Raw genomic sequence first — 19,512 nt, 5'->3', positions numbered from 1 at the left:
CGCCGCGGGCCGCCGCCGCGCCGCCGCGCCGGCGGCTGAAGGAAGTCCCCATGGAGCGCCGACTTTCCGGCGAGGCGTGAGCCCGGCGAATAGTCGGCGCCGGCGCGACGGCAGCGACGGCATGTCGCACCGGCGGGCGGTGGTGCTGATGGTGCTGGCGACGTTGCTGTGGAGCATTGCCGGCGTCGTCACGCGCCACCTCGAGGCTGCGCGCAGCTTCGAGGTCACCTTCTGGCGCAGCCTGTTCAACGCGCTGGCACTGCTGGTACTGCTGGTCCCGCTGCGCGGCGCGGCACTGTGGCGCGACATCCTCGCCGGCAATCGCGTGATCTGGTTTTCCGGGCTGTGCTGGGCGGTGATGTATACCGCCTTCATGGTGGCGCTGACCCTGGCCAGCGTCGCCAACGTGCTGGTGGCGATGGCCACTGGCCCGCTGCTGACGGCGCTGGCCGCGCGGCTGTTTCTCGGCCACCGGCTGCCGGCACGAACCTGGATCGCGATCGGCGTCGCCGGGCTGGGCATCGCCTGGATGTTCGGCGCCGAAGCCGCCAGCAACACCACCTCGGGCACCTCGCTGCTGGGCAGCCTGGTGGCGCTGGGGGTGCCGCTCGCCGCCGCGGCCAATTTCACGCTGCTGCAGCAGCGCGCGGGAGTCGCGCAGGCGGGCGGGGAAAGGCAGGACATGCTGCCGGCGGTGCTGCTCGGCGCCACGCTCTCGGCCGCCGCCACGCTGCCGCTGGCCTGGCCGCTGCAGGCGTCGACCCATGACATCGGCTTGCTGGCGCTGCTCGGCACGGTGCAACTGGCGATACCCTGCCTGCTGGTGGTGCGTCTGAGCCGCGAATTGCCGGCGCCGGAAATCGCGCTGCTGGCCTTGCTGGAAGTGATCTTCGGTGTGCTGCTGGCCTGGCTCGGCGCCGGCGAGGTGCCGGCCGACAGCACGCTGGCGGGCGGCGCCCTGGTGCTGGCGGCACTGGCCGCCAACGAAGCGTTCAAGTCGCCGCGGGCGCTTTCCAGCTCCAGGTAAAGCTGCCCGTGGCGGCGCGGAACAGACGCTGGCGCACGATGCGCGTGTCGCGCAACGCCTGCTTCAGCTTCGCCGTCTCGATCGCGCCGAACACGGCGGCATCCGGCGCAAGCGCGGCGGTTTGCACGGCTACCTCGCCGACCACCTGCGCCACCTCGCAGCGAATGTCCGCAGCGGCCTGCTCGCGCCGCACATCGAGTTCGGCGAGCTGCTCGTCCGGTGCCGCCATGGCGGCTGCTAGCTTGTCCATTTCCTGGCGCAGCGCCTGGATCTCGGCCAGGGGTTTGGCGAACTTCTGCGTCATCTGTCGCCACTGCGCGGCCTGGGCTTCGCTGAGCGTGATGCCGCCGTCGTGGATGCGCTTTGCGGCGGCCAGGTAGTTCCTCACTTCGGCGGGCGCCATGCACGCATCGAGCATTTGCTGCTTGCCGGCGAGCCGCTTCCTGATGGCGCCGACCTCCTTCTCCAGTTCGGCACGGCGCTTGTCGAGCTCGGCATAGTCCGGAACGCCGATCGTGACCAGGGTTTCCGTGTCGCGCCGCGCGCCGCCGCGCTTGATGCAAACACGGCGCGCGGCGATGGTGCAGCCCAGGGCCTCGTCGATCTCGACCTCCTCGGCCACGATGTCGCAGGCCACCGCGCGGCCCAGCCGCACCGTGGCGGCAACCAGGGTGCTGCCCTCGGCATGGTTGGCCTGCAGCTCGCCGCCGCGCGCCTCGATCACGGCCCGCGACACGCGGCCGTCGAACCGGGTCACGCCGCCCGGATTCTTCACGCTGCCGCCTGTCAGATTGGCGTGCAGATGCACGTTGCCGCCACAGGAAACGATCTCGCCGAATACGTCGGCATGGAAACTCATGTGGCGGCCTTCCACCAGCCTTTGCTCCTGCACCTCGCCGTGTTCCTCGTACTCGTCACCGACCAGTTGCAGGTTGCCGGTGGTGCGCTGGCTGACGCCTTCCCGATTGACGATCTTTTCGGTGATCGATATCTGGTGGGTCTTCTTGTCGATGTTGAGGAAGCCGTCATGCACCGCAACCAGGAATTCGCCCTTGGCCGTGCGCTCGACGCGGGTGCCGGGGCCGGCCATGTCCTCCAGCTCGAAATCGCGCGGCAGGTCCGGCTCCAGCACCGTGCCGTCCGTGTCGAGACCCGATTCGCCGAGCCTGCGCGGCTGCTTCTGCAACAGGTGGGTGCCGGCCGTCACCTGCGGAAAGTGGTTCTTGAAATGGCCCAGGTCCATCTTGCCGCTGGGCAGTATCGAGGGCGAATCGTCGCGGTGCAGCAGGTCGGTCTGCTCCTGCACCGTCGCATCGGCCCCGGGTGACGGATCGACGCGGCGCGCGATGTCGACCCGTTCCACGCGCCCGGACGCGATCGCGGCACGCACCGCCGCGATGTCGATGCCGCTGCGTATGCCCTGGGTCCACATCGCGGCGATGAACTCGTCCTCGTCGAGCCGGGTCGGCTCCGAGCGGACCTGCCTTTCGTAGCCGGTGACCACCGGCTGCCCGCTTGCGTCCTGCTCGCCGAAGAGGGGAAGCTCGACCACGCGTTCCAGCCGGGCCGGCTCGAACAGGTATTCGATGCGGGCGCCATCGTCGATCGACTTGGCCTTCTTGTAAAGCTCCCGCCGCTCCGGCGCAAAGGCCGCCAGCGCACTTGCGATGCGCAACGGCGGGCGTCTCTTGGCACCGGCTTCCGCCGGCGCCTTGGCGTACAGCAGGCCCGACAGCGCGGCGTGGTCGAGGCCGACGAAGTAGGCCCCAGCGCCGAAGACCCGGTCGACGAAGCGCTTCAACTGCGCCGGCTCGTCCATGAACGCGACATGGACGCGCACGCCGGCGCCGTCCATCGTGATGAAGTCCGGCAGCGGGATGTCGCCGACGGAAATGCCGGCGCCCAGTTCGTCCGCCGACGGTGTCGGCGCCAGGGCGGGATGGTGTTCCTCGCGCGCCATCTATCGCATCGCCCGGGCCGGGGATCGCTCCGGCTGCATCATTGAACCTGCGCCGCGACCGGCGATCCGCCCAAATCCCCGATCAGCGTCGCAAGCTGCGCGGCCAGCGACGCGGCGGCGTCTTCGACCTCGCTCACGCCGGCGCCGGCGCGCAGTGCGGCGTCGAGCGCGCTTGCGCTGGCCGCCACCGCGGTGGCTCCCACCGCGCCGGCCGAACCTTTCAGGCTGTGCGCCACCTTTTTCACGGCGGCAGCGTCGTCGGCCGCCACGGCCAGGGCCAGTCGCTGCGGATCCCCGGCGTGGGTATCGGCAAACAGTTTCAGCAGGCGCCCGTACATCGCCTCGTCGCCGCCGATCGAGGCGATGCCCAGCGCCGCGTCGAGACCGGCGACCGCCGCCCATTCCTGCCCGACCCGGTCCTGCGTCGCCGGTGCTGCCGCCGCCATCGGGCGCGGGATCGCCGACCCCGGCGCCTGCGGGGCAGGCGGCAGCCATTTCAGCAACATCGCGTAGAGATCCCGCGGATTAACAGGCTTGGCGACGAAATCGTTCATGCCCGCCGCGGTGCAGGCGCGCCGGTCATCGTCGAAGGCGTTGGCCGTCATCGCCACCACCGGTACCTGCTCGCGCCCCGGCAAGCGGCGGATGGCCCGCGTCGCATCGAGCCCGTCCATGTGCGGCATCTGCATGTCCATCAGGATCAGGTCATAGGCGACCGCCGCCGCCCTGGCGACCGCTTCGCGACCGTCGGCCGCGATGTCGGCATCGAGGCCGGCAGCGTGCAGCAGGTCGAGCGCCACTTCGCGATTGACGGCGTTGTCCTCGGCCAGCAGCAAGCGCGCCCCGGAATGGCCGTGCCGCAGCCGGACTTCCGCGCTTTCGCCGGCGGCCGTGACCGCGGCCGGAATGGAACCTAGCCCGCGCCGCAGGCGCGCGGTAAACCAGAACGTGCTGCCCACGCCCACCGTACTGTCGGCGCCGACTTCGCCACCCATCAGCTGCGCCAGGCGCCGCGTGATCACCAGGCCCAGCCCGGTGCCGCCATACTTGCGCGTGGTCGAGCTGTCGGCCTGCTCGAAGGCGTGGAACAGCTCCCCGATCTTGTCCGCATCGATGCCGACGCCCGTGTCGGCCACGTCGAAACGCAGCAGCAGGCTGTCGCCGCCATCCTGCACCAAGCGCGCGCGCAGCGTCACGTTACCGCGCTCGGTGAACTTGATGGCGTTGCTTACGTAGTTGTACAGGGCCTGCCGCAATCGCGTCGGGTCTCCGCGCAGCCAGCGCGGCACCTCGCCGCTGTCCATGCGGATCTCAAGTCCCTTGGTGCGCGCCGCGGCGGCGTTCATCGAGACGACATGGTCGAGCACCGACTCCAGGGCAAAGTCGGTTTGCTCGAGCTCGACCTTGCCGGCCTCGATCTTCGACAGATCGAGCACATCGTTGAGGATGGCCAGCAGATGTTCCGCCGCCTCGTCCACCTTGCGCAGGCGTTCCGCCTGTTCCGCCGTCGCTTCCGCCCGCCGCATCATGTGCGTCAGGCCGATGATGGCGTTCAGCGGCGTGCGTATCTCGTGGCTCATGTTGGCCAGGAAGCGGCTCTTCGCCTCGTTGGCCGCTTCCGCCGCATCCCGCGCCGACGCCAGTTCCACGGTGCGCGCGGCGACTTGTTCCTCGAGGTGCGCCTGGTAGTCGGCCAGTCGCGCCTCGATCGCCTTGCGCTCGGTGATGTCCTGGGTCACCCCCACCGCGCGCACCGGTTTGCCATCCGGGCCGAGTTCGAATTCCGCCTTCTGGCGGATCCAGCGCGCCTCCTTGCCGATCGCCACGCGATGCTCGTGATCGAAGCTGCCGCTGCGTAGTCCGTCCTGCCAGGCGCGATCGACGGTCTCGCGATCCGCCGCCCAGGTCCGCGCCAGGTAGCTGGCACGATTGCCCTCGATGCCCTCCGGCAGGCCGAAGATGCGGCTGGTTTCGGCCGACAGGATCATCCGGTCATGGGCGATGTCGTAGGTCCAGCTGCCGATCTTGCCGACCGCCTGCGCCCGGTTGAGGTCGGCACGGTTGGCTTCGAGCTCCGCACCACGCCGGGCGAGGTCCTCGCCCAGCGTCCGCAATTCCCGTAGCCGGTTGAGGTAGGCGCGTACAAAAAACGTGACCAGGGCGGCCGACAATGCACCGGCCACGGCCAGCACTGCGCCATGAAGGGCTGGCAGGAAAGGCGGCGGCGGCGGCAGAACGCCCAAGGCCTCCGCCCGGACCAGACCAAACATCGCCAATGCGGTTAGCGTCGCCACTGCTGCCGCCGCGCGCACGCTGATCAACCACCCGATCATCATGATGACGATCGGGAAGGCCACGACAATCGGCGCGCGCGCGCCGCCGGTAAAGATGGATATCACCGCCACGGATGTCCACCCGCCCCATGCCATCAGGGTGACGGCGGAACGTATGTTGCCCCGAGCAAGCAGATACCAACCCGCCAGGGCCAGCACGCTTACCATTGCCGGGCCAATGATTCGTATCGGCTGATCCGGCGCCAGGATACGAATCACCAGAAGCGTGACCGCGGCGCCCACGAGCAAAGCGTAGATGGCGAGCCTGAAAAAAACGATCGATGGCTCCCAGGAGATCTGCGCCTCGATCTCGTCGTCGGTGTTGACGCCTGTCTGGTCGTTCTGGTTCATGGCCCGTGGATGATGGCGCTGGCGGAATGGCGTTCGGTCGTTGATTGCCGATCACGCTATCTTACGCCGTCAGCGGCCGGCCGGTACAGGCCGGGCAGGCATCGATGCCGTCTGCTTCAGGCCGGCGGCAGCTCGCGCTTGCTGCCGTCGTCGTGGATCGCGACGTAGGTGAACTGCGCCTCGGTGACCTTGACCACCACCGGGTGGGTCGGGTTGCGTTCGGCATAGACCTGGATATCGACGGTGATCGAAGTGCGGCCGACCTTGACCACCTCGGCATAGAAACTGACGATGTCGCCGACCGAGATCGGCTGCTTGAAGAGGAAGGAATTCACCGCGACCGTGGCGATGCGGCCGCGCGCCAGGCGCATGGCCGGGATCGCGGCGGCGATGTCGCACTGGGCCATGACCCAGCCGCCGAAGATGTCGCCATTGCCGTTCATGTCCGCCGGCATCGGCATCACCCGCAGCACCGGCTCGCGCCCTGCAATCTTCACGCCTTCATGGCCCATGGCCATTCTCCCCTGCTGTCAAGGCCGCCAGTATAGGGCGGAGGAGCCGCGTCGCCGTGCCCTCCGCGGTCGGCTCTCCATAGCCGAGCGGCTACGCGGGCGCGGAGCAGTGCTCCGCGAAACCCCCGCTACGCCCAGCGCCGTCCGCAAGGGATACCGTCTCCGGCCAAACCGGAGACATCACTCTTGCGCAAGAATCGGGTGGCGCGGTCGAACCCGGTCCGCAATAATGACCCCATGCCTGTCGCCAGCCTCCTTCACCTGCTGCTGCTCTCCGCCATCTGGGGCGGTTCCTTCCTGCTGATCCGCGTCGGCGCGCCGGCACTCGGACCGGTGCCGCTGATGGAGGCGCGGGTGCTGCTGGCGGCGATCTTCCTCGCTGTGGTCGCCCTGCTGCTGCGCCGGCCGCTGGCTTGGCGGACACACTGGCGCCACTACCTGTTCGTCGGCCTTTTCAACTCGGCGCTGCCCTTCCTGCTCTTCGGCTATGCCGCGCTGACGCTTTCGGCGGCGATGCTGTCGATACTCAATGCCACCTCGCCGCTGTGGGGCGCGCTGATTGCCGTCGTCTGGCAGAAGGCGCCGCTGGCGGGCCGCACGCTGGCCGGACTGGCGCTGGGCATCGCCGGCATCGGCCTGCTGGTCGGCTTCGATCGCGTCGCCCTGGAACCCGGCGCCGGCGTCGCCATCGTCGCCTCGCTGGCGGCGGCGCTGTGCTACGCCGTCGCCAGCAACTACGCGAAGACCGCCCGCACCGTGGAGCCCTTCGCCAATGCCCACGGCAGCATGTGGGCGGCGAGCCTGCTGATCGGGCCCCTGCTGCTGGCCTTCCCGCCGAACGCCACACCGACGCCCGGCATTGCGCTGGCCGTGCTCGCCCTCGGCGTGGTCTGCAGCGGCGTTGCCTACCTGCTCTACTTCCGCCTGATCGCGGACATCGGCGCCGCGCCCGCGCTGACCGTGACCTTCCTGATCCCCCTGTTCGGCACCGGCTTCGGCTGGTTCTTCCTCGACGAGGCGGTCGGCTGGCACACCTTGGCTGGCGGTGCCGTGGTGATCGCCGGCACGGCGCTGGTCACCGGCTTTTCGCCGCGCCTGCTGACCCTGCGCAAGGAGGCCGCGAATGTCTGATCCATCACTCGACACCGTGCTCGCCGAACCCGGCGACGAACAGCGGCGCCAGTACGAGGCGGTGGCGCGCGCCATCGCCTTCATCCGCGCCCATGCCGCGCGCCAGCCGGAGCTGGCCGAGGTCGCCGCTGCCGCGCACTTGAGCGAGTTCCACCTGCAGCGCCTGTTCTCGGCCTGGGCCGGGCTTTCGCCCAAGCGCTTCCTGCAATACCTGACCAAGGAGCATGCGCGAGCGGCCTTGCGCGCCTCGACCGGCGTGCTCGACGCGGCGCTGGACGCCGGCCTCTCGGGGCCGGGGCGGCTGCACGACCTGATGGTCAGTTGCGAAGCGCTGACGCCGGGCGAAATCCGCGCCCGGGGCGCGGGCGTCGTGCTACGCCACGGTTTCGCCGGCACGCCGCTGGGCGAAGCACTGTTCGGCTGGACCACGCGCGGCGTATGTCATCTGGCTTTCGTCGACGCCGATGCCGCGGCGAAGCTGGCGGTCCTGCGCGCGGACTGGCCGGCGGCGGACTTCGTCCGCGACGACGCCGGCGCCGCCGAACTGGCGACACGCGTCTTTCCCGCGACACCGGCGCCGGGCAGGCTGCACCTGCTGCTGAAGGGCACCAACTTCCAGATCAAGGTCTGGGAAGCGCTGCTGAAAATACCACCGTCATCGCTGGTGTCCTACGGCCGCCTCGCCGGCCACCTGGGCATGCCGCGCGCGGCGCGCGCCGTCGGCTCGGCGGTGGCCGCCAACAGCATCGCCTGGCTGATTCCCTGCCACCGGGTGATCCGCGACGACGGCGGCTGCAGCAATTACCGCTGGGGCGTGGACCGCAAGCTGGCGCTGCACGCCTGGGAACTGGGGCGGTCCGCTTAGCGGTTCGCCAGGTAGTTCATCGGCCCGCCGCTATAAGGCGCGAAGCCGGTGCCGAAGATCACGCCGGCGTCCGCCAGTTCGGCATCGGCCACCACGCCTTCCCTGACCAGGCGCTGCGTGGCATCGAGCAGGGGTTTCAGCATGCGCTCGGCCAGAATCGCCGTGTCGCCAGTAGCCTGTCCTGAGCTTGTCGAAGGGCCGACTCCCGACTTTTGCGCCTTGCCATCCACCCAGGCGTAGAAACCCTGGCCGGACTTCTTGCCCAGCTTGCCGGCCTCGAAGAGTTCGACCAGTTTCTTCGGCGGCGAGGCATCGCCGACCAGTTGCTTGCCGGCATGCACGGCAACGTCGAGGCCGACGGTGTCGGCGAGTTCGATCGGGCCCATGGGCATGCCGAAGGCGACCAGCGCGGCGTCGATCGCCTCGGGCGCGATGCCTTCGTCGACGCACTTCATGGCTTCGTTCATGTAGGGGCCGAGCACGGCATTGACCAGGAAGCCCGGCGCGTCCTTCACCGGCAACGGCAGCTTGTCGATCCTGCGCACGAAGGCGGCAGCGCGTTGCGCGACCTCGGGCGCGGTGCGCTCGCCGGCCACGACCTCGACCAGCGGCATCATCGCCACCGGGTTGAAGAAGTGGATGCCGACCAGCCGCGTAGGATCCTTGAAGGTCGCCGCGATGTCGGCCAGCTTGAGCGACGAGGTATTCGATGCGATCACGGCCTCCGGCTTCGCCCGCGCTTCGATGTCGGCGAAGAGCGCCTGCTTGGCGTCGAGGTTCTCGAAGATAGCCTCGATGATGACATCGGCCTGGCGCACGCCTTCGCCTTTCGGATCGGCGATCAGGCGGTCGAGCGCGAAGCGGGCGAGCTTCTTGTCGCGCAGCTTCTTCTCGAAGAATTTTGCGGCACGGCCGACAGCGGGCGCGATGCGCTCCACGGACTGGTCCTGCAGGGTCACGGTCATGCCGCGCAGCACGCACCAGGCGGCGATGTCGCCGCCCATGACGCCGGCGCCGACCACATGCACACGTTGCGGTGCGAAGTTCTTTGCATCCTTGCCGAAACCCTTGAGCCGGTCCTGCAGGAAGAAGACGCGGATCAGGTTGCGCGTGGTGGGATGATTGACCAGCGCGTCGAGCGAGGTCGGCTTGTCGGCCGGCACCGCCAGCGTGTTGCCGCCGTAGTTCTGCCACTGGTCGATGATGGCATAGGGCGCCGGGTAGTGTTCCTGGCGCGCGCGCTTTGCGACCTGCTTCTTCGCGCCGCTGGCGACCATGGCCTTGAGCGGGCCGTTCATCAGCTTCTGCAGCAAGGGCAGCTTGTCCTGGCGCGGCGCATTGCCGGAGAGCACCAGCATGCGCGCGGCGTTTTCCATGACGCGCGGCGGCACGCATTCGTCGGCCAGGCCCATTTTCTTCGCCCGTTTGGCGTCGATGTTCTTGCCGGTCAGCATCATGTCCATCGCGGCGGCGGGGCCGACGATCTGCGGCAGGCGCAGCATGCCGCCCCAGCCGGGGACGATGCCGAGCATGACCTCGGGCAACGCGAACTTGGTGCCGGGTTCATCGACTGCGATGCGGTAGCGGCAGGCCAGCGCCAGTTCGGTGCCACCGCCCATGCAGTGGCCGCGCACCAGCGCCAGTGTCGGATAGCGCACGGCAGCGAGGCGGTTGTAGGCATCCCAGCCGCGCTGGATCAGCGTTCGCGCTTTCTCCGGCGTGTCGGCCGAGGTGAATTCCTCGATGTTTGCGCCGGCGATGAAGCCGGCCTCCTTGGCCGACTTGAAGACCAGGCCCCTGGGCGGGATCTTCTCGCATTCGTCGAGGATCAGGCCGAGTTCGGTCATCACCTCGGCGCCCAGCGTGTTGGTCGAGGAATTCGCGGTGTCGAGGATGGCCCAGGTGATGCCCGTATTGGCGTCACCTGCCTCGCGTTCGAGTTTCCAGTGCTTGAACTTGCTCATGTCGAATCCTTGTCAAAAACTTCATAGCGGCCGACGATGGCCGGGCGCTCGTCGCCATCCACATGCAGCGCGAACACACCGCTCCCGGGACGGGTCTCGGCGCGCAAGGCGAGCTTCGCGCCATAGAACACCGGCCCCTTGATCCACGTCTCCAGCCTCATTGCCGCATGCCGTGCGGCGCCGAGGTGGGCGAGGCACTGGCCGATGGCCCGCTGCGGGTGGGCAAAGGCTCGGGCAAAGCCCTGGCGGCGCGCATAGCCGTCATGCAGGTGCAGCGGATTGAAGTCACCGGAAAGGCGGCTGTAGCCAAGCCGTCCGTGCGCCGGCATCTGCCATTCGGCGACGGGCCCGCCGTCCGGCACCGGGTTTGGCGGTGCCTCGGCCTGCGCCGCGCCGAAACGGCCGCGGGAGTAAAAGGTATTCACGGCCTCGAAGGCGACGCGGCCGTTCGCTTCGGCGCTGACGCAAAGATCCATCTCGATGCCCTTGTCGAGGACCCGCAGCTCGCCGGTGCGCACCGTCAGGTCGAGTGCGGCATCCGGGGCGATGGCCTCATGCTGCGTCATCCGGTTGCGCACCTGCAGCACGCGCCAGATCGGCAGCGGAAATGCCGGGTGGCTGAGCATTGCCATCAGCATGGGGAAGCTGGCGGTGTGCGGATGGAGGATGGAAAGGTCCGCGCCTGCCGGCAAGCCGGAAAGCGTGAAGAAGTCGGCGAGCTCGCGCGGCGAGTAACGCTGGCCGCGCCAGGTGGCGACGATGTCGGGCAAGCCGGCGCCGGCATCGAAGCGGCGCTTGGGCCGCCACATCTGCGCCATGAAGCCGAGGAAGCCCGGCTTGCTGCGGTAGTCGAGCCGAACGGACACGGACGCAAGGCCACGCCTCAGGCGGCCTCCACCAGCACCGCGCCGCCCTGGCCGCCACCGATGCAGATCGCCGCCATGCCGCGCTGCTTTTTCTCGCGGCGCAGGACATGCAGCAGGTGCAGCACGATGCGCGTACCGGAGGCACCGACCGGGTGGCCCAGTGCAACGGCGCCGCCGTCGATGTTGAGCTTTGCCGGGTCCAGCGTGCCGAGCGGCGCGGCCAGGCCGAGTTCTTCCTTGCAATAGGCCGGGTCTTCCCAGGCTTTGACGCAGCCCATGACCTGGGCGGCGAAGGCTTCGTTGATTTCCCAGGCGTCGAGGTCGTTGAGTCCCAATCCGTGACGTTGCAGGATGGGTGTCGCCGCATGCACCGGGCCCAGGCCCATCTGCGCCGGATCGAGGCCGGCCCATTGCGTGTCGGTGATTTTGCCAATCGGCGTCAGCTTGTACCTTTCGACCGCCTCGGCGGATGCCAGCAGCAGCCAGGCCGCGCCGTCGGTGATCTGCGAACTGTTGCCCGGAGTGATCTTGCCGTACTTGCGGTCGAAGAAGGGCTTGAGCTTGGCCAAGCCCTCCATGCTCGAATCGTGACGCACGCCGTCGTCCTCGGCATACACCTTGCCGTTGGCATCGATCAGCGGCACGATCTCGTCGAAGTGCCCGGCCTTCTGTGCATTGGAAACCTTCTTGTGGCTGGCCACCGAAACCTCGTCCATCTGCTGGCGGCTGATGCCGAACTTCCAGGCCAGGTTCTCCGCGGTCTGGCCCATCATCAGGTTCACCACCGGGTCGGTGAGGCCCTTGACGATGCCGATCACCGGGGTCAGCAGCATGCCCAAGCGCAGCTTGGCGAACATGCCGAGTTTGGCACCCAGGCTGCGTGCCTGCGCCATCCGCGAGAACCACATCACCATCTTGTCGGAGTAGAGCAGCGGCGTGCGCGACAGCGCATCGACGCCGCCGGCCAGCACCAATTGCGAGCGGCCGTTCTGGATGTTGGCGATGGCCGAATCCAGCGCCTGCATGCCAGAGGCGCAGTTGCGCATCACCGTCCAGCCCGGCACCTTGTTGCCGCAACCCAGGCGCAGGGCAATCACACGGCCGATGTTGACCTCGTCCACGCTGGGCCCGGCGCAGCCGACGATGACTTCGTCGAGGTTCTCCGGGGCGAAGGGCTGGCGTGCCAGCAGGGCGCGGCCGGAAATCGTCGCCAGGTCCGAAGCCGAGAAGGGGCCGGGGACGTTGCGCGACTTGAGGAAAGGCGAGCGCGCGCCATCGATGATGTAGACGGGTTCGAACTTTTTCATTTCAGGCGACCTTGCGCAGGGCTTCGGGCCGGGTCGGCGCGGGCGTCACCTTCTCGACCGAGAAATCCTGCGGGAAATCGTCGACGGCGATGGCGCGATCGCGCAGCACGGCGCGGCGTTGCAACAGGGCATGTTCCTCGGCGGTGATGACGCCGGCCTCGAAGGCGTGGGCGGCTTGCCTCGCCGTGTCGCCAGCGCCGACTCTTCCCTCCTTCACCGCCTTGCGGATGCGCGCCTCGATCGGCTCGGCGGCCATCGTGGCTTCCAGCGCCAGTTCGATGACGCCGACCGCATCCGCCTCATCCCTCGGCACGAACATGCCGTCGGTGAGGCGGGCGCGCGTGGCGGAAGGCTCGATCAGCAACTGCGCGACTTCGTGGCCAAGCTTGTCGGAGGGCACTTCGTAGGGGCGGCCGAGCGGGAAGATGTACCAGTGCAGCAGCGCGGCGATGTAGCGGTTCGGGTAGTTGGAGATCACGCCCTCGAAGGCGTTCTGCATGCGGAACATGGCATCCCAGATCGCCCAGTGCATCAAGGGCGCATCGGCGGCCTGGCGGCCGTCGGCTTCATAACGCTTGAGCGTGGCCGAGGCCAGGTACATCAGCGAGAGGATGTCGCCCAGGCGCGCCGAGAGCTTCTCTTTGCGCTTGAGGTCGCCGCCCATGACGAACATCGAGACGTCGGCGAGGAAGGCGAAAGCGGCCGAGAAGCGCGAGAGCTGCTGGTAGTAGCGGCGCGTTTCCGGCGCCACCTCGACCGGCACGGAGGCGAAGTTGGAACCGGTGAGGCCCATGCTCCAGGAACGGAAGCCGCGCGTCCAGATGAACCACAGGTGCGCGGCGAACGCGGCATCGAAATCACGCAGGCCCTTTTTCGCGTCGGCCTCCTTCGCCGCCGCCATTTCCTTCAGCACATAGGGATGGCAACGGATCGCGCCCTGGCCGAAGATGATCAGGCTGCGGGTCAGGATGTTGGCGCCCTCGACGGTGATCGCCACCGGGATCTGCTGGTAGGCGCGGCCCATGAAATTGTTGGGGCCGAGGCAGATGCCCTTGCCGCCGAGGATGTCCATCGCGTCGTTGACCACCTGGCGCGCGCCCTCGGTGACGTGGTACTTGACGATGGCCGAGACCACCGAGGGCTTCTCGCCGAGGTCGATGGCGCCGGCGGTCATGGTCCGCGCCGCGTCCATCGCATAGAGCTTGCCGCCCATGCGCGCCAGCGGTTCCTCGATGCCCTCGAAGCGGCCGATGGCGGTCTTGAACTGGCTGCGCACCCGCGCATAGGCGCCAGTGGCGCGCACCGCAAGCTTGGACATGCCGGTGTTGGACGAGGGCAGCGAAATCGAACGCCCCGCCGCCAGGCATTCCATGAGCATGCGCCAGCCCTGGCCGGCCATGGCCGGGCCGCCGATGATCCAGTCCAGCGGCATGAAGACGTCCTTGCCGGAATTCGGCCCGTTCTGCCATGCGGCATTGAGCGGGAAGTGGCGGCGGCCGATGTTCACGCCGGGATGGCCGGTCGGCACCAGGGCGCAGGTGATGCCGAGGTCGTCCTTGTCGCCGAGCAGATGCTCGGGGTCCTGCAGGCGGAAAGCCAGGCCGAGCACGGTGCAGATCGGCCCCAGCGTGATGTAGCGCTTGTCCCAGGTGACGCGCATGCCGATCACCTCCTTGCCCCGCCACTGGCCCTTGCAGACGATGCCGAGGTCGGGAATCGAGGCGGCATCCGACCCCGCCTGCGGGCTGGTCAGGGCGAAGGCGGGTATCTCCTGGCCCTTGGCCAGGCGCGGCAGGTAGTGGTCCTTCTGTTCTTCGGTGCCGTAGTGCAGCAGCAGTTCGGCCGGGCCCAGCGAGTTCGGCACCATCACCGACACCGCCGCGGCGGAGCAGCGCGTGGACAGCTTCTGCACCACCATCGAATGGGCGTAGGCCGAAAACTCCAGCCCGCCGTAGCGCTTCGGGATGATCATGCCGAGGAAGCCCTTGTCCTTGATGTAGGCCCAGGCTTCGGGCGGCAGGTCGTGGTGGATCTGGGTGGTGTCCCAGTCGTGGGACATGGCGCACAGCGCCTCGCACTCGTTGTCGAGGAAGGACTGCTCGGCGGGGGTCAGCTTCGGTTGCGGGTAGTCCAGCAGCTTCTGCCAGGCGGGCTTGCCGGAGAAGAGCTCGCCCTCCCACCAGACGGTGCCGGCTTCCAGCGCCTCGCGCTCGGTCTGCGACATGGCCGGCAGCATTTTCTTGTAGAGGGCGAAGATGGGGCCGGTGAGGACGGCGCGGCGCAGCGGCGGCAAAAGCAGGACGGTAGCGGCGGCAGCGATGAGAATCAGCAACCAGGTCATGGCGGTCTCCTAGTGTCAGGCGGCGCGCTTGGCGCGCGGCTTCCTGGCGGGTTTGGCTAAAACTTCGGGCAAGGGCGCGCGCAGGCCGCCGATGAGGAAGCTCATCAGCCGCGCGTAGAGCGCATCGGGGTCGGTGTCGTCGATCGGGCCCAGCATGCGCAGGGCATCGGCGCCGGATATCGCATAGGACAGCGCGCCCATCATGAAATGGAAGCGCCAGAGGAACTCCTCCTGCGGCACGTCGGGCAGGGCCTTGAAAAAGGCGGCCTTGAAACGGGCGATGACTTCGGCGTATTCCTCGGCGAGGAATGTGCGGATGAAATCGGTGGGCTCGGTGTAGGTGCGACCGAGCAGGCGCATGAAGGTCTGGCCGCCGTTCCGGTCCGCCGCCATGCGGATGGCGACGCCGAAGAAGGCCTCGACGATCTGCCGCGGCTTCAGCGGCGCGCCCTTGGCCTCCGCCTCGAAAGCCGTCAGGGCGGCGATGCGCTGCTCGTTGAGCCAGGTCAGGCGGCGGCGGAACACGGCTTCGATCAGCGCCTCCTTCGAGCCGAAGTGGTAATTCACCGCCGCCAGGTTGGCCTGGGCCTCGGCGGTGATCATGCGCAGCGTGGTGGCGTCGAGGCCGTGCCGGACAAAGAGGCTCTCGGCGGCATCGAGGATGCGGGTGCGGGTGTCGGTTTCCACGGGACGGCGGGCCTCCGGCAAACGATGGTTTCAAACGAATGTTTGAATCCTGACATTCGAGGCTGTGCGCGTCAAGAGGACCTACTCTAATTTGATGTTGCGGCGCGGCATCTGCCGGCATGCCGCCGCGCGGCTTCAGGGTGCGTCCTGCAATGGGAAACCGCCTCAGGCGGCCAGTCGCGCCAGCCAGTCCGCCGCGCGCTCGACGGCGACGCGCCCGCGCAGTTCCGGCTGGCGCAGGTGGCGCACCAGCAGGTTTGCCCCGGCGCCCGGGAAGCGTTCGGCGATGGCCCCCAAATAGGGCGGTACCACCGGATCGCTCAGCTTGCATTCGGCGAAGCCGAGGGGCTCGCCGCTTTCGCAGAGGACGAAGTCGATTTCGCGCCCTTCCTTGTCGCGCACATAGTTCAGGCTCATGGCGCGACCCGCGGCATCCTGCAGGAAGTGGGTATGGCGCAGCAGCATCGTGGCGCAGGCATTCTCGAAACGGATTCCCTCGTCGCCCTGCACCAGGCCGGTATCGAAGAAATAGACCTTCGGTTCCTTGAGCAGGGCGCGCGCGATGTTGCGGTGGAAGGGCCGCACCGTGAACACGATGTGCAAGGCCTCCAGGATTTCAAGGTAACGGCCCAGCGTAGTCGGCGATATCTGCAGGTCGCGCGCCAGCGAGGCCAGCGACAGCGGCGATCCGACGCGGCTCCTGAGCATGTCGACGAAAACGCGCATGGCGCGAATCTCGGCCACGCGCGAAAATTCGAGGATGTCATCGCGGATCATGCCGTCGAGGTACAGGGTCCGCCAGCGCTCCGCATCCCCGGCCGCGTCGGCCAGGAACGGCTCGGGGAAGCCGCCGCGTTCGAGGATGCGCGCCAGTGCCGCCTCGGGAGTGGCGCCTGATATCGCCACCCATTCCTTGACCGTGACCGGATGCAGGCGCCAGGAAAAGTAGCGACCTGCAAGCGATTCTCCGGCCTGACGCAGGGTATCCAGCCGCGCGCTGGCGGTGACAAGTAGCGCCTGTCCATCGCGGCGGCCGTCGAACACACCCTTGAGCCAGGCCTTCCAGCCCGCCATCTTGTGCAGTTCGTCGAACACGACCAGTCCGGCCGCCGGCGACCAGCTCTGGTCGAGCATTACGCGCCGGTCCGCCGCAACGTCCCAGTTCAAGACCTGCGCACCCGGCCAGGCTTCCGCCAGGGCACGCGCCAGCGTGGTCTTTCCGGCCTGGCGGGGGCCTGACAGAAAGACCATCTTGCGTGCCAGATCGGCCTGGATGAATGGGGCAAGCGCGCGTTCCATCCGACTATTTTCCAGTCCACTGGAAGCAAGTCAAGACTATTTTCCAATTCACTGGAAAATAGTCGGCACCGGGAACGACTTGCGCGGTGACGCCGCAGCCCGGAGGACTCAGCGCTTGGCGCGCTTGCCGCCGTCGAGCCGGCGCCACTGGCCGGGCGGCCTGGGCTTGTCCGTGGCGGCCTTGGGCTTGGGCACCAGCATGTTGCGGCCCGGGGCCTTGAGAAAATTGCGGTGCGCAAGGATCGCGGCACTGACGGCTTCCGTCGCCAGACGGATAGGCTGCCCCTCGGCCTTCGGCCGGTAGGCGGCAAGCTCCTGGCGAATCGCGAGCAGGCGCTCCGCGGTTTCCGCCTTGCGCTTGTTACGCACCCCGCCCATCAGCGCCACCCCCACCGCCGTCAGCGTGTAGCCGCCCGCCTCCTCGACCAGCAAGCCCTCCGTGGACAGCCGCAGGAAGGACGCGGCGACATCCACGTCGAGCGGAATCGAGCCACGCAGCAGATGCATCGCCGCCATGATTTCCACGAGCTCCGCCGGCCGCCGCTTGGTGGCGAGCGCGGTGGACATCAGGAGCAGTACATCCACGTCGTGGATAGGGTGCATGGCAGGGCCTTTGGCTGGAATGGCAAGACGGACGATCGCGCGATGTCGCCGCCGGCGAACGCGATCACGACCCCGAGTATAGACAGCGTCCGCGCGCGGCATGGGAAGACCTCGATGCGTACCGTGCCGCCGGGGCCGACTTTCTACTGCTCAACGCCCCGTGGCGTGGGTACGGGCAAGCGCGACGAAAATGGCCAGCCACGCATGCGTTCATGAATGCCGGCTCAGAGCGGCGGGATGTCAAATATCTCTGCCCCCTATTGCAGACCCCTATTGCACTGGGCACCGGCAAGCGAAACCGGAACGGGGTGCCACGTACTTATGCAATACGCCGTCACAGAACTGCGGAAGTCAAATGTCGCCGATCTGTTCTGAAACTCAGGCTTTGGCTTGGCTGACGAGCGGAAAACGCTCGGGATGCCGGATGGACTCAACCGCCAAGTCGACATCCAGTTCCGGCCAGTAAAGATGATTGGGCGATGGCAGTTCGACATGGAGGATTTTGCCAATTGCCACATCACGAAACCACGGGAACTCGGCGAACGGAAGAAACAATTCCTCCGAATCCAGCAAGACCCAGAAACCATGCTGGGAGATGTTGGTGACTTCAGCTGGGGAAATGCCTGCACCAAGCGCTGCGAATGTCATTTTCATGCTCCTGAACAAGGCGAAGAGCCTCGCTGATTTCTCGCCGGGACAAACCGGTGTGTTGGGCAACCTCGATTGCGGGTTCAAGCCAGAACTTCGCCTCACCGTTCTGCCCCTGAACATGGACATGCATTCTCGGTTCTTCTCGTGAGAAGAAGTAGAACCGGAAGCCGCCCTTGCGAAATATGGTTGGACTCATGGATGAAATGATACGCGCTGAAAGTCGGACGGATCAAATTCAGAAACTCGGCGCCCCACTGGAACTTCCCTCGGTCGCTGCTGGCACGGCAATCGGGGCGGCGGGCGCCTAGACCAGTACCTGCTGCGCAATGGCGTAGAACTTCTTGCGCTCGTCCATGCCGTTGTAGCCGCCATTGATGGTGATGCCGATGTACTCCACCGGGGAGACGTCGATGATCTGGCGCCGATACTTCTTCTTCAGCACGTCGCTGTCGGCATGGTTGGCGACGTCGTTGAGGCCGCGCGTCTGCCAGAACTCGCAAACGCTCCACACCGCAAACTCCGGCTGTTCGAGCAGTTCCGGGGTGTTGATGAAGAGGTCGCGTCGACCCTTCCTGATGCCGAGCTGCAGGTAGTTGGCGCGCCCGGTGGTCTGGAAGATGCCACGCCCCTTGAAGCGCACGTCGTCGCCTGCCTGCGTGTTGCCGAGGTCGGCGCGCCCCTCGTAGGCGCGACCCGACGCATACTCGCGCAGGGTCATGAAGTGATCCGTCTCGTGGCAGGCCTGAGCGAGAAAGTGGCAGTACTCCTGCGGCGTGTCGATCTCGTAGAGCGGACAGGTTGCGTTCAACCATTCGGCCAGGCCAGGCATGAGCCGCGTGGGTTTCCCGGCGATGGCGGCGAGGTGTTCGGGAGTGATTTGGTAGGGCATGCTCGCTCCAGGATAGCTACTTGAAAGTCGGCGCCCCACAGGGACTTCCTTCGGTCGCTGGTGGGACGGCGAATGCGCTCTCACAAAACTAAATCACGTCGACCCCAGATGGTTCGAAATGCTGAAGTCATCAAGAACAACGGCAAATGTCTCCTATTGTTGCCTCAACGCTTGGGCCCTCTGTTGTGCGTTGTTTGACGATCCCGCAGGGTGTCTTCGTTGTTTCTTAGGTACTTACCCTTTCGAGCTTGCCCCAAATGGCGACTAGATATCTCAGTGCTTCCGGCCTTGAGATTAATAACCTCAAACTGACCCGTGTGGTTACCAATGGACCTGACAATTACGTCACCAGTTTTGGTTGTAAAGAGTCGCACTTCGTGTTTGTCCAAAAGCTCCCTTATCTCTGGTTTTGGATGGTCGAACTGATTCCCGTAGTTCGAAGTGGCAATAGCGAACGTCGGCTTCACAGTCTTGAGAAACGTGGAGGTAGTGAAACCATTATCTGCCCCATGATGAGCCACAATCATAATATCTACTTCTGAATAAATGCTGCGCGTCCTTCTGAGGTAAGAAGAGATTTGCGCAGACTCAACGTCACCTATTGAGACTTCCGTAATTCATGACATCACCACAAGGTAGCCTGCATCCAGCAAGCGGCGATGATCGAGGGGCGCTTTTGAGCGCTCTTGAGTTTGTTGCGTGCGGTCGTGTGCAGTTCGCTCAGAT

16 protein-coding genes are annotated in these 19,512 nt (G+C 66.7%); 3 read left to right on the top strand and 13 right to left on the bottom strand.

The window, feature by feature from the left end:
• Positions 1 to 1,027 (top strand): DMT family transporter (locus tag J0M27_RS19965; RefSeq protein WP_294996036.1); only part of this gene is annotated, 1,027 nt, incomplete at its 5' end.
• Here J0M27_RS19965 and J0M27_RS19960 read toward each other — a convergent pair.
• The 3 genes from J0M27_RS19960 to J0M27_RS19950 all read right to left on the bottom strand — a co-directional run bounded on the left by J0M27_RS19960 (position 993) and on the right by J0M27_RS19950 (position 6,183).
• On the bottom strand, positions 993 to 2,987 hold the full coding sequence (locus J0M27_RS19960) for a flagellar assembly protein A (protein ID WP_294996033.1): 1,995 nt from the start codon (positions 2,985 to 2,987) through the stop codon (positions 993 to 995). The two genes, J0M27_RS19965 and J0M27_RS19960, sit on opposite strands and share 35 nt — an antisense overlap.
• 38 nt (positions 2,988 to 3,025) lie before the next feature.
• Positions 3,026 to 5,671: a response regulator gene (locus tag J0M27_RS19955; RefSeq protein ID WP_294996030.1), complete on the bottom strand. Its 2,646-nt coding sequence runs from the start codon at positions 5,669 to 5,671 to the stop codon at positions 3,026 to 3,028.
• A 116-nt stretch (positions 5,672 to 5,787) separates the two neighbouring features.
• Entirely contained in the window at positions 5,788 to 6,183 is a 396-nt protein-coding gene (locus J0M27_RS19950; RefSeq protein ID WP_294996028.1) for an acyl-CoA thioesterase, read from the bottom strand.
• Between the two features lie 237 nt (positions 6,184 to 6,420).
• Here J0M27_RS19950 and J0M27_RS19945 point away from each other — a divergent pair, with 237 nt between their 5' ends.
• Together J0M27_RS19945 and J0M27_RS19940 are read left to right on the top strand one after the other, a co-directional pair.
• Positions 6,421 to 7,314, top strand: a complete 894-nt coding sequence (locus J0M27_RS19945; protein ID WP_294996025.1) for a DMT family transporter — start codon at positions 6,421 to 6,423, stop codon at positions 7,312 to 7,314.
• Positions 7,307 to 8,179, top strand: a complete 873-nt coding sequence (locus J0M27_RS19940) for a methylated-DNA--[protein]-cysteine S-methyltransferase (protein ID WP_294996022.1) — start codon at positions 7,307 to 7,309, stop codon at positions 8,177 to 8,179. Before J0M27_RS19945 ends, J0M27_RS19940 begins: the two co-directional genes overlap by 8 nt.
• Here J0M27_RS19940 and J0M27_RS19935 read toward each other — a convergent pair.
• The 10 genes from J0M27_RS19935 to J0M27_RS19890 form a co-directional block, all read right to left on the bottom strand.
• Positions 8,176 to 10,143 (bottom strand): 3-hydroxyacyl-CoA dehydrogenase NAD-binding domain-containing protein, encoded by a 1,968-nt coding sequence (locus J0M27_RS19935; RefSeq protein ID WP_294996020.1) that lies wholly within the window; start codon positions 10,141 to 10,143, stop codon positions 8,176 to 8,178. The genes J0M27_RS19940 and J0M27_RS19935 overlap by 4 nt on opposite strands.
• A complete protein-coding gene (locus J0M27_RS19930) occupies positions 10,140 to 11,009 on the bottom strand; it encodes a MaoC family dehydratase (RefSeq protein ID WP_294996018.1) in 870 nt (289 codons plus the stop codon). The genes J0M27_RS19935 and J0M27_RS19930 overlap by 4 nt, the downstream gene beginning before the upstream one ends.
• Before the next feature lie 17 nt (positions 11,010 to 11,026).
• Positions 11,027 to 12,316, bottom strand: coding sequence for an acetyl-CoA C-acetyltransferase (locus tag J0M27_RS19925; RefSeq protein WP_294996014.1), 1,290 nt, complete (start codon positions 12,314 to 12,316; stop codon positions 11,027 to 11,029).
• Position 12,317: 1 nt separating this feature from the next.
• The gene (locus tag J0M27_RS19920; RefSeq protein ID WP_294996011.1) at positions 12,318 to 14,657 is read right to left on the bottom strand and encodes an acyl-CoA dehydrogenase; all 2,340 of its coding nucleotides are present in this window, start codon (positions 14,655 to 14,657) and stop codon (positions 12,318 to 12,320) included.
• A gap of 15 nt (positions 14,658 to 14,672) precedes the next feature.
• Positions 14,673 to 15,344 carry a TetR/AcrR family transcriptional regulator gene (locus tag J0M27_RS19915; protein ID WP_294996008.1) on the bottom strand — a complete coding sequence of 224 codons (672 nt, stop codon included), beginning with the start codon at positions 15,342 to 15,344 and terminating at the stop codon, positions 14,673 to 14,675.
• A gap of 165 nt (positions 15,345 to 15,509) precedes the next feature.
• On the bottom strand, positions 15,510 to 16,643 hold the full coding sequence (locus J0M27_RS19910; protein WP_294996006.1) for an ATP-binding protein: 1,134 nt from the start codon (positions 16,641 to 16,643) through the stop codon (positions 15,510 to 15,512).
• 108 nt (positions 16,644 to 16,751) lie between these two features.
• Positions 16,752 to 17,246, bottom strand: a complete 495-nt coding sequence (locus J0M27_RS19905) for a hypothetical protein (protein ID WP_294996004.1) — start codon at positions 17,244 to 17,246, stop codon at positions 16,752 to 16,754.
• Between the two features lie 378 nt (positions 17,247 to 17,624).
• On the bottom strand, positions 17,625 to 17,894 hold the full coding sequence (locus J0M27_RS19900) for a DUF2442 domain-containing protein (protein WP_294996002.1): 270 nt from the start codon (positions 17,892 to 17,894) through the stop codon (positions 17,625 to 17,627).
• Positions 17,854 to 18,027: a DUF4160 domain-containing protein gene (locus tag J0M27_RS19895; RefSeq protein WP_294996039.1), complete on the bottom strand. Its 174-nt coding sequence runs from the start codon at positions 18,025 to 18,027 to the stop codon at positions 17,854 to 17,856. The genes J0M27_RS19900 and J0M27_RS19895 overlap by 41 nt, the downstream gene beginning before the upstream one ends.
• A 174-nt stretch (positions 18,028 to 18,201) precedes the next feature.
• Positions 18,202 to 18,786, bottom strand: coding sequence for a hypothetical protein (locus J0M27_RS19890; protein WP_294995999.1), 585 nt, complete (start codon positions 18,784 to 18,786; stop codon positions 18,202 to 18,204).
• Positions 18,787 to 19,512 lie beyond the last annotated feature (726 nt).

Origin of the sequence: Sulfuritalea sp. (genome assembly GCF_017302275.1) — a bacterium.
Taxonomy (GTDB): Bacteria; Pseudomonadota; Gammaproteobacteria; order Burkholderiales; family Rhodocyclaceae; genus Sulfuritalea.
Note: the sequence above shows the minus strand (reverse complement) of the source record. Positions and strands in the feature narration are given on the sequence as shown.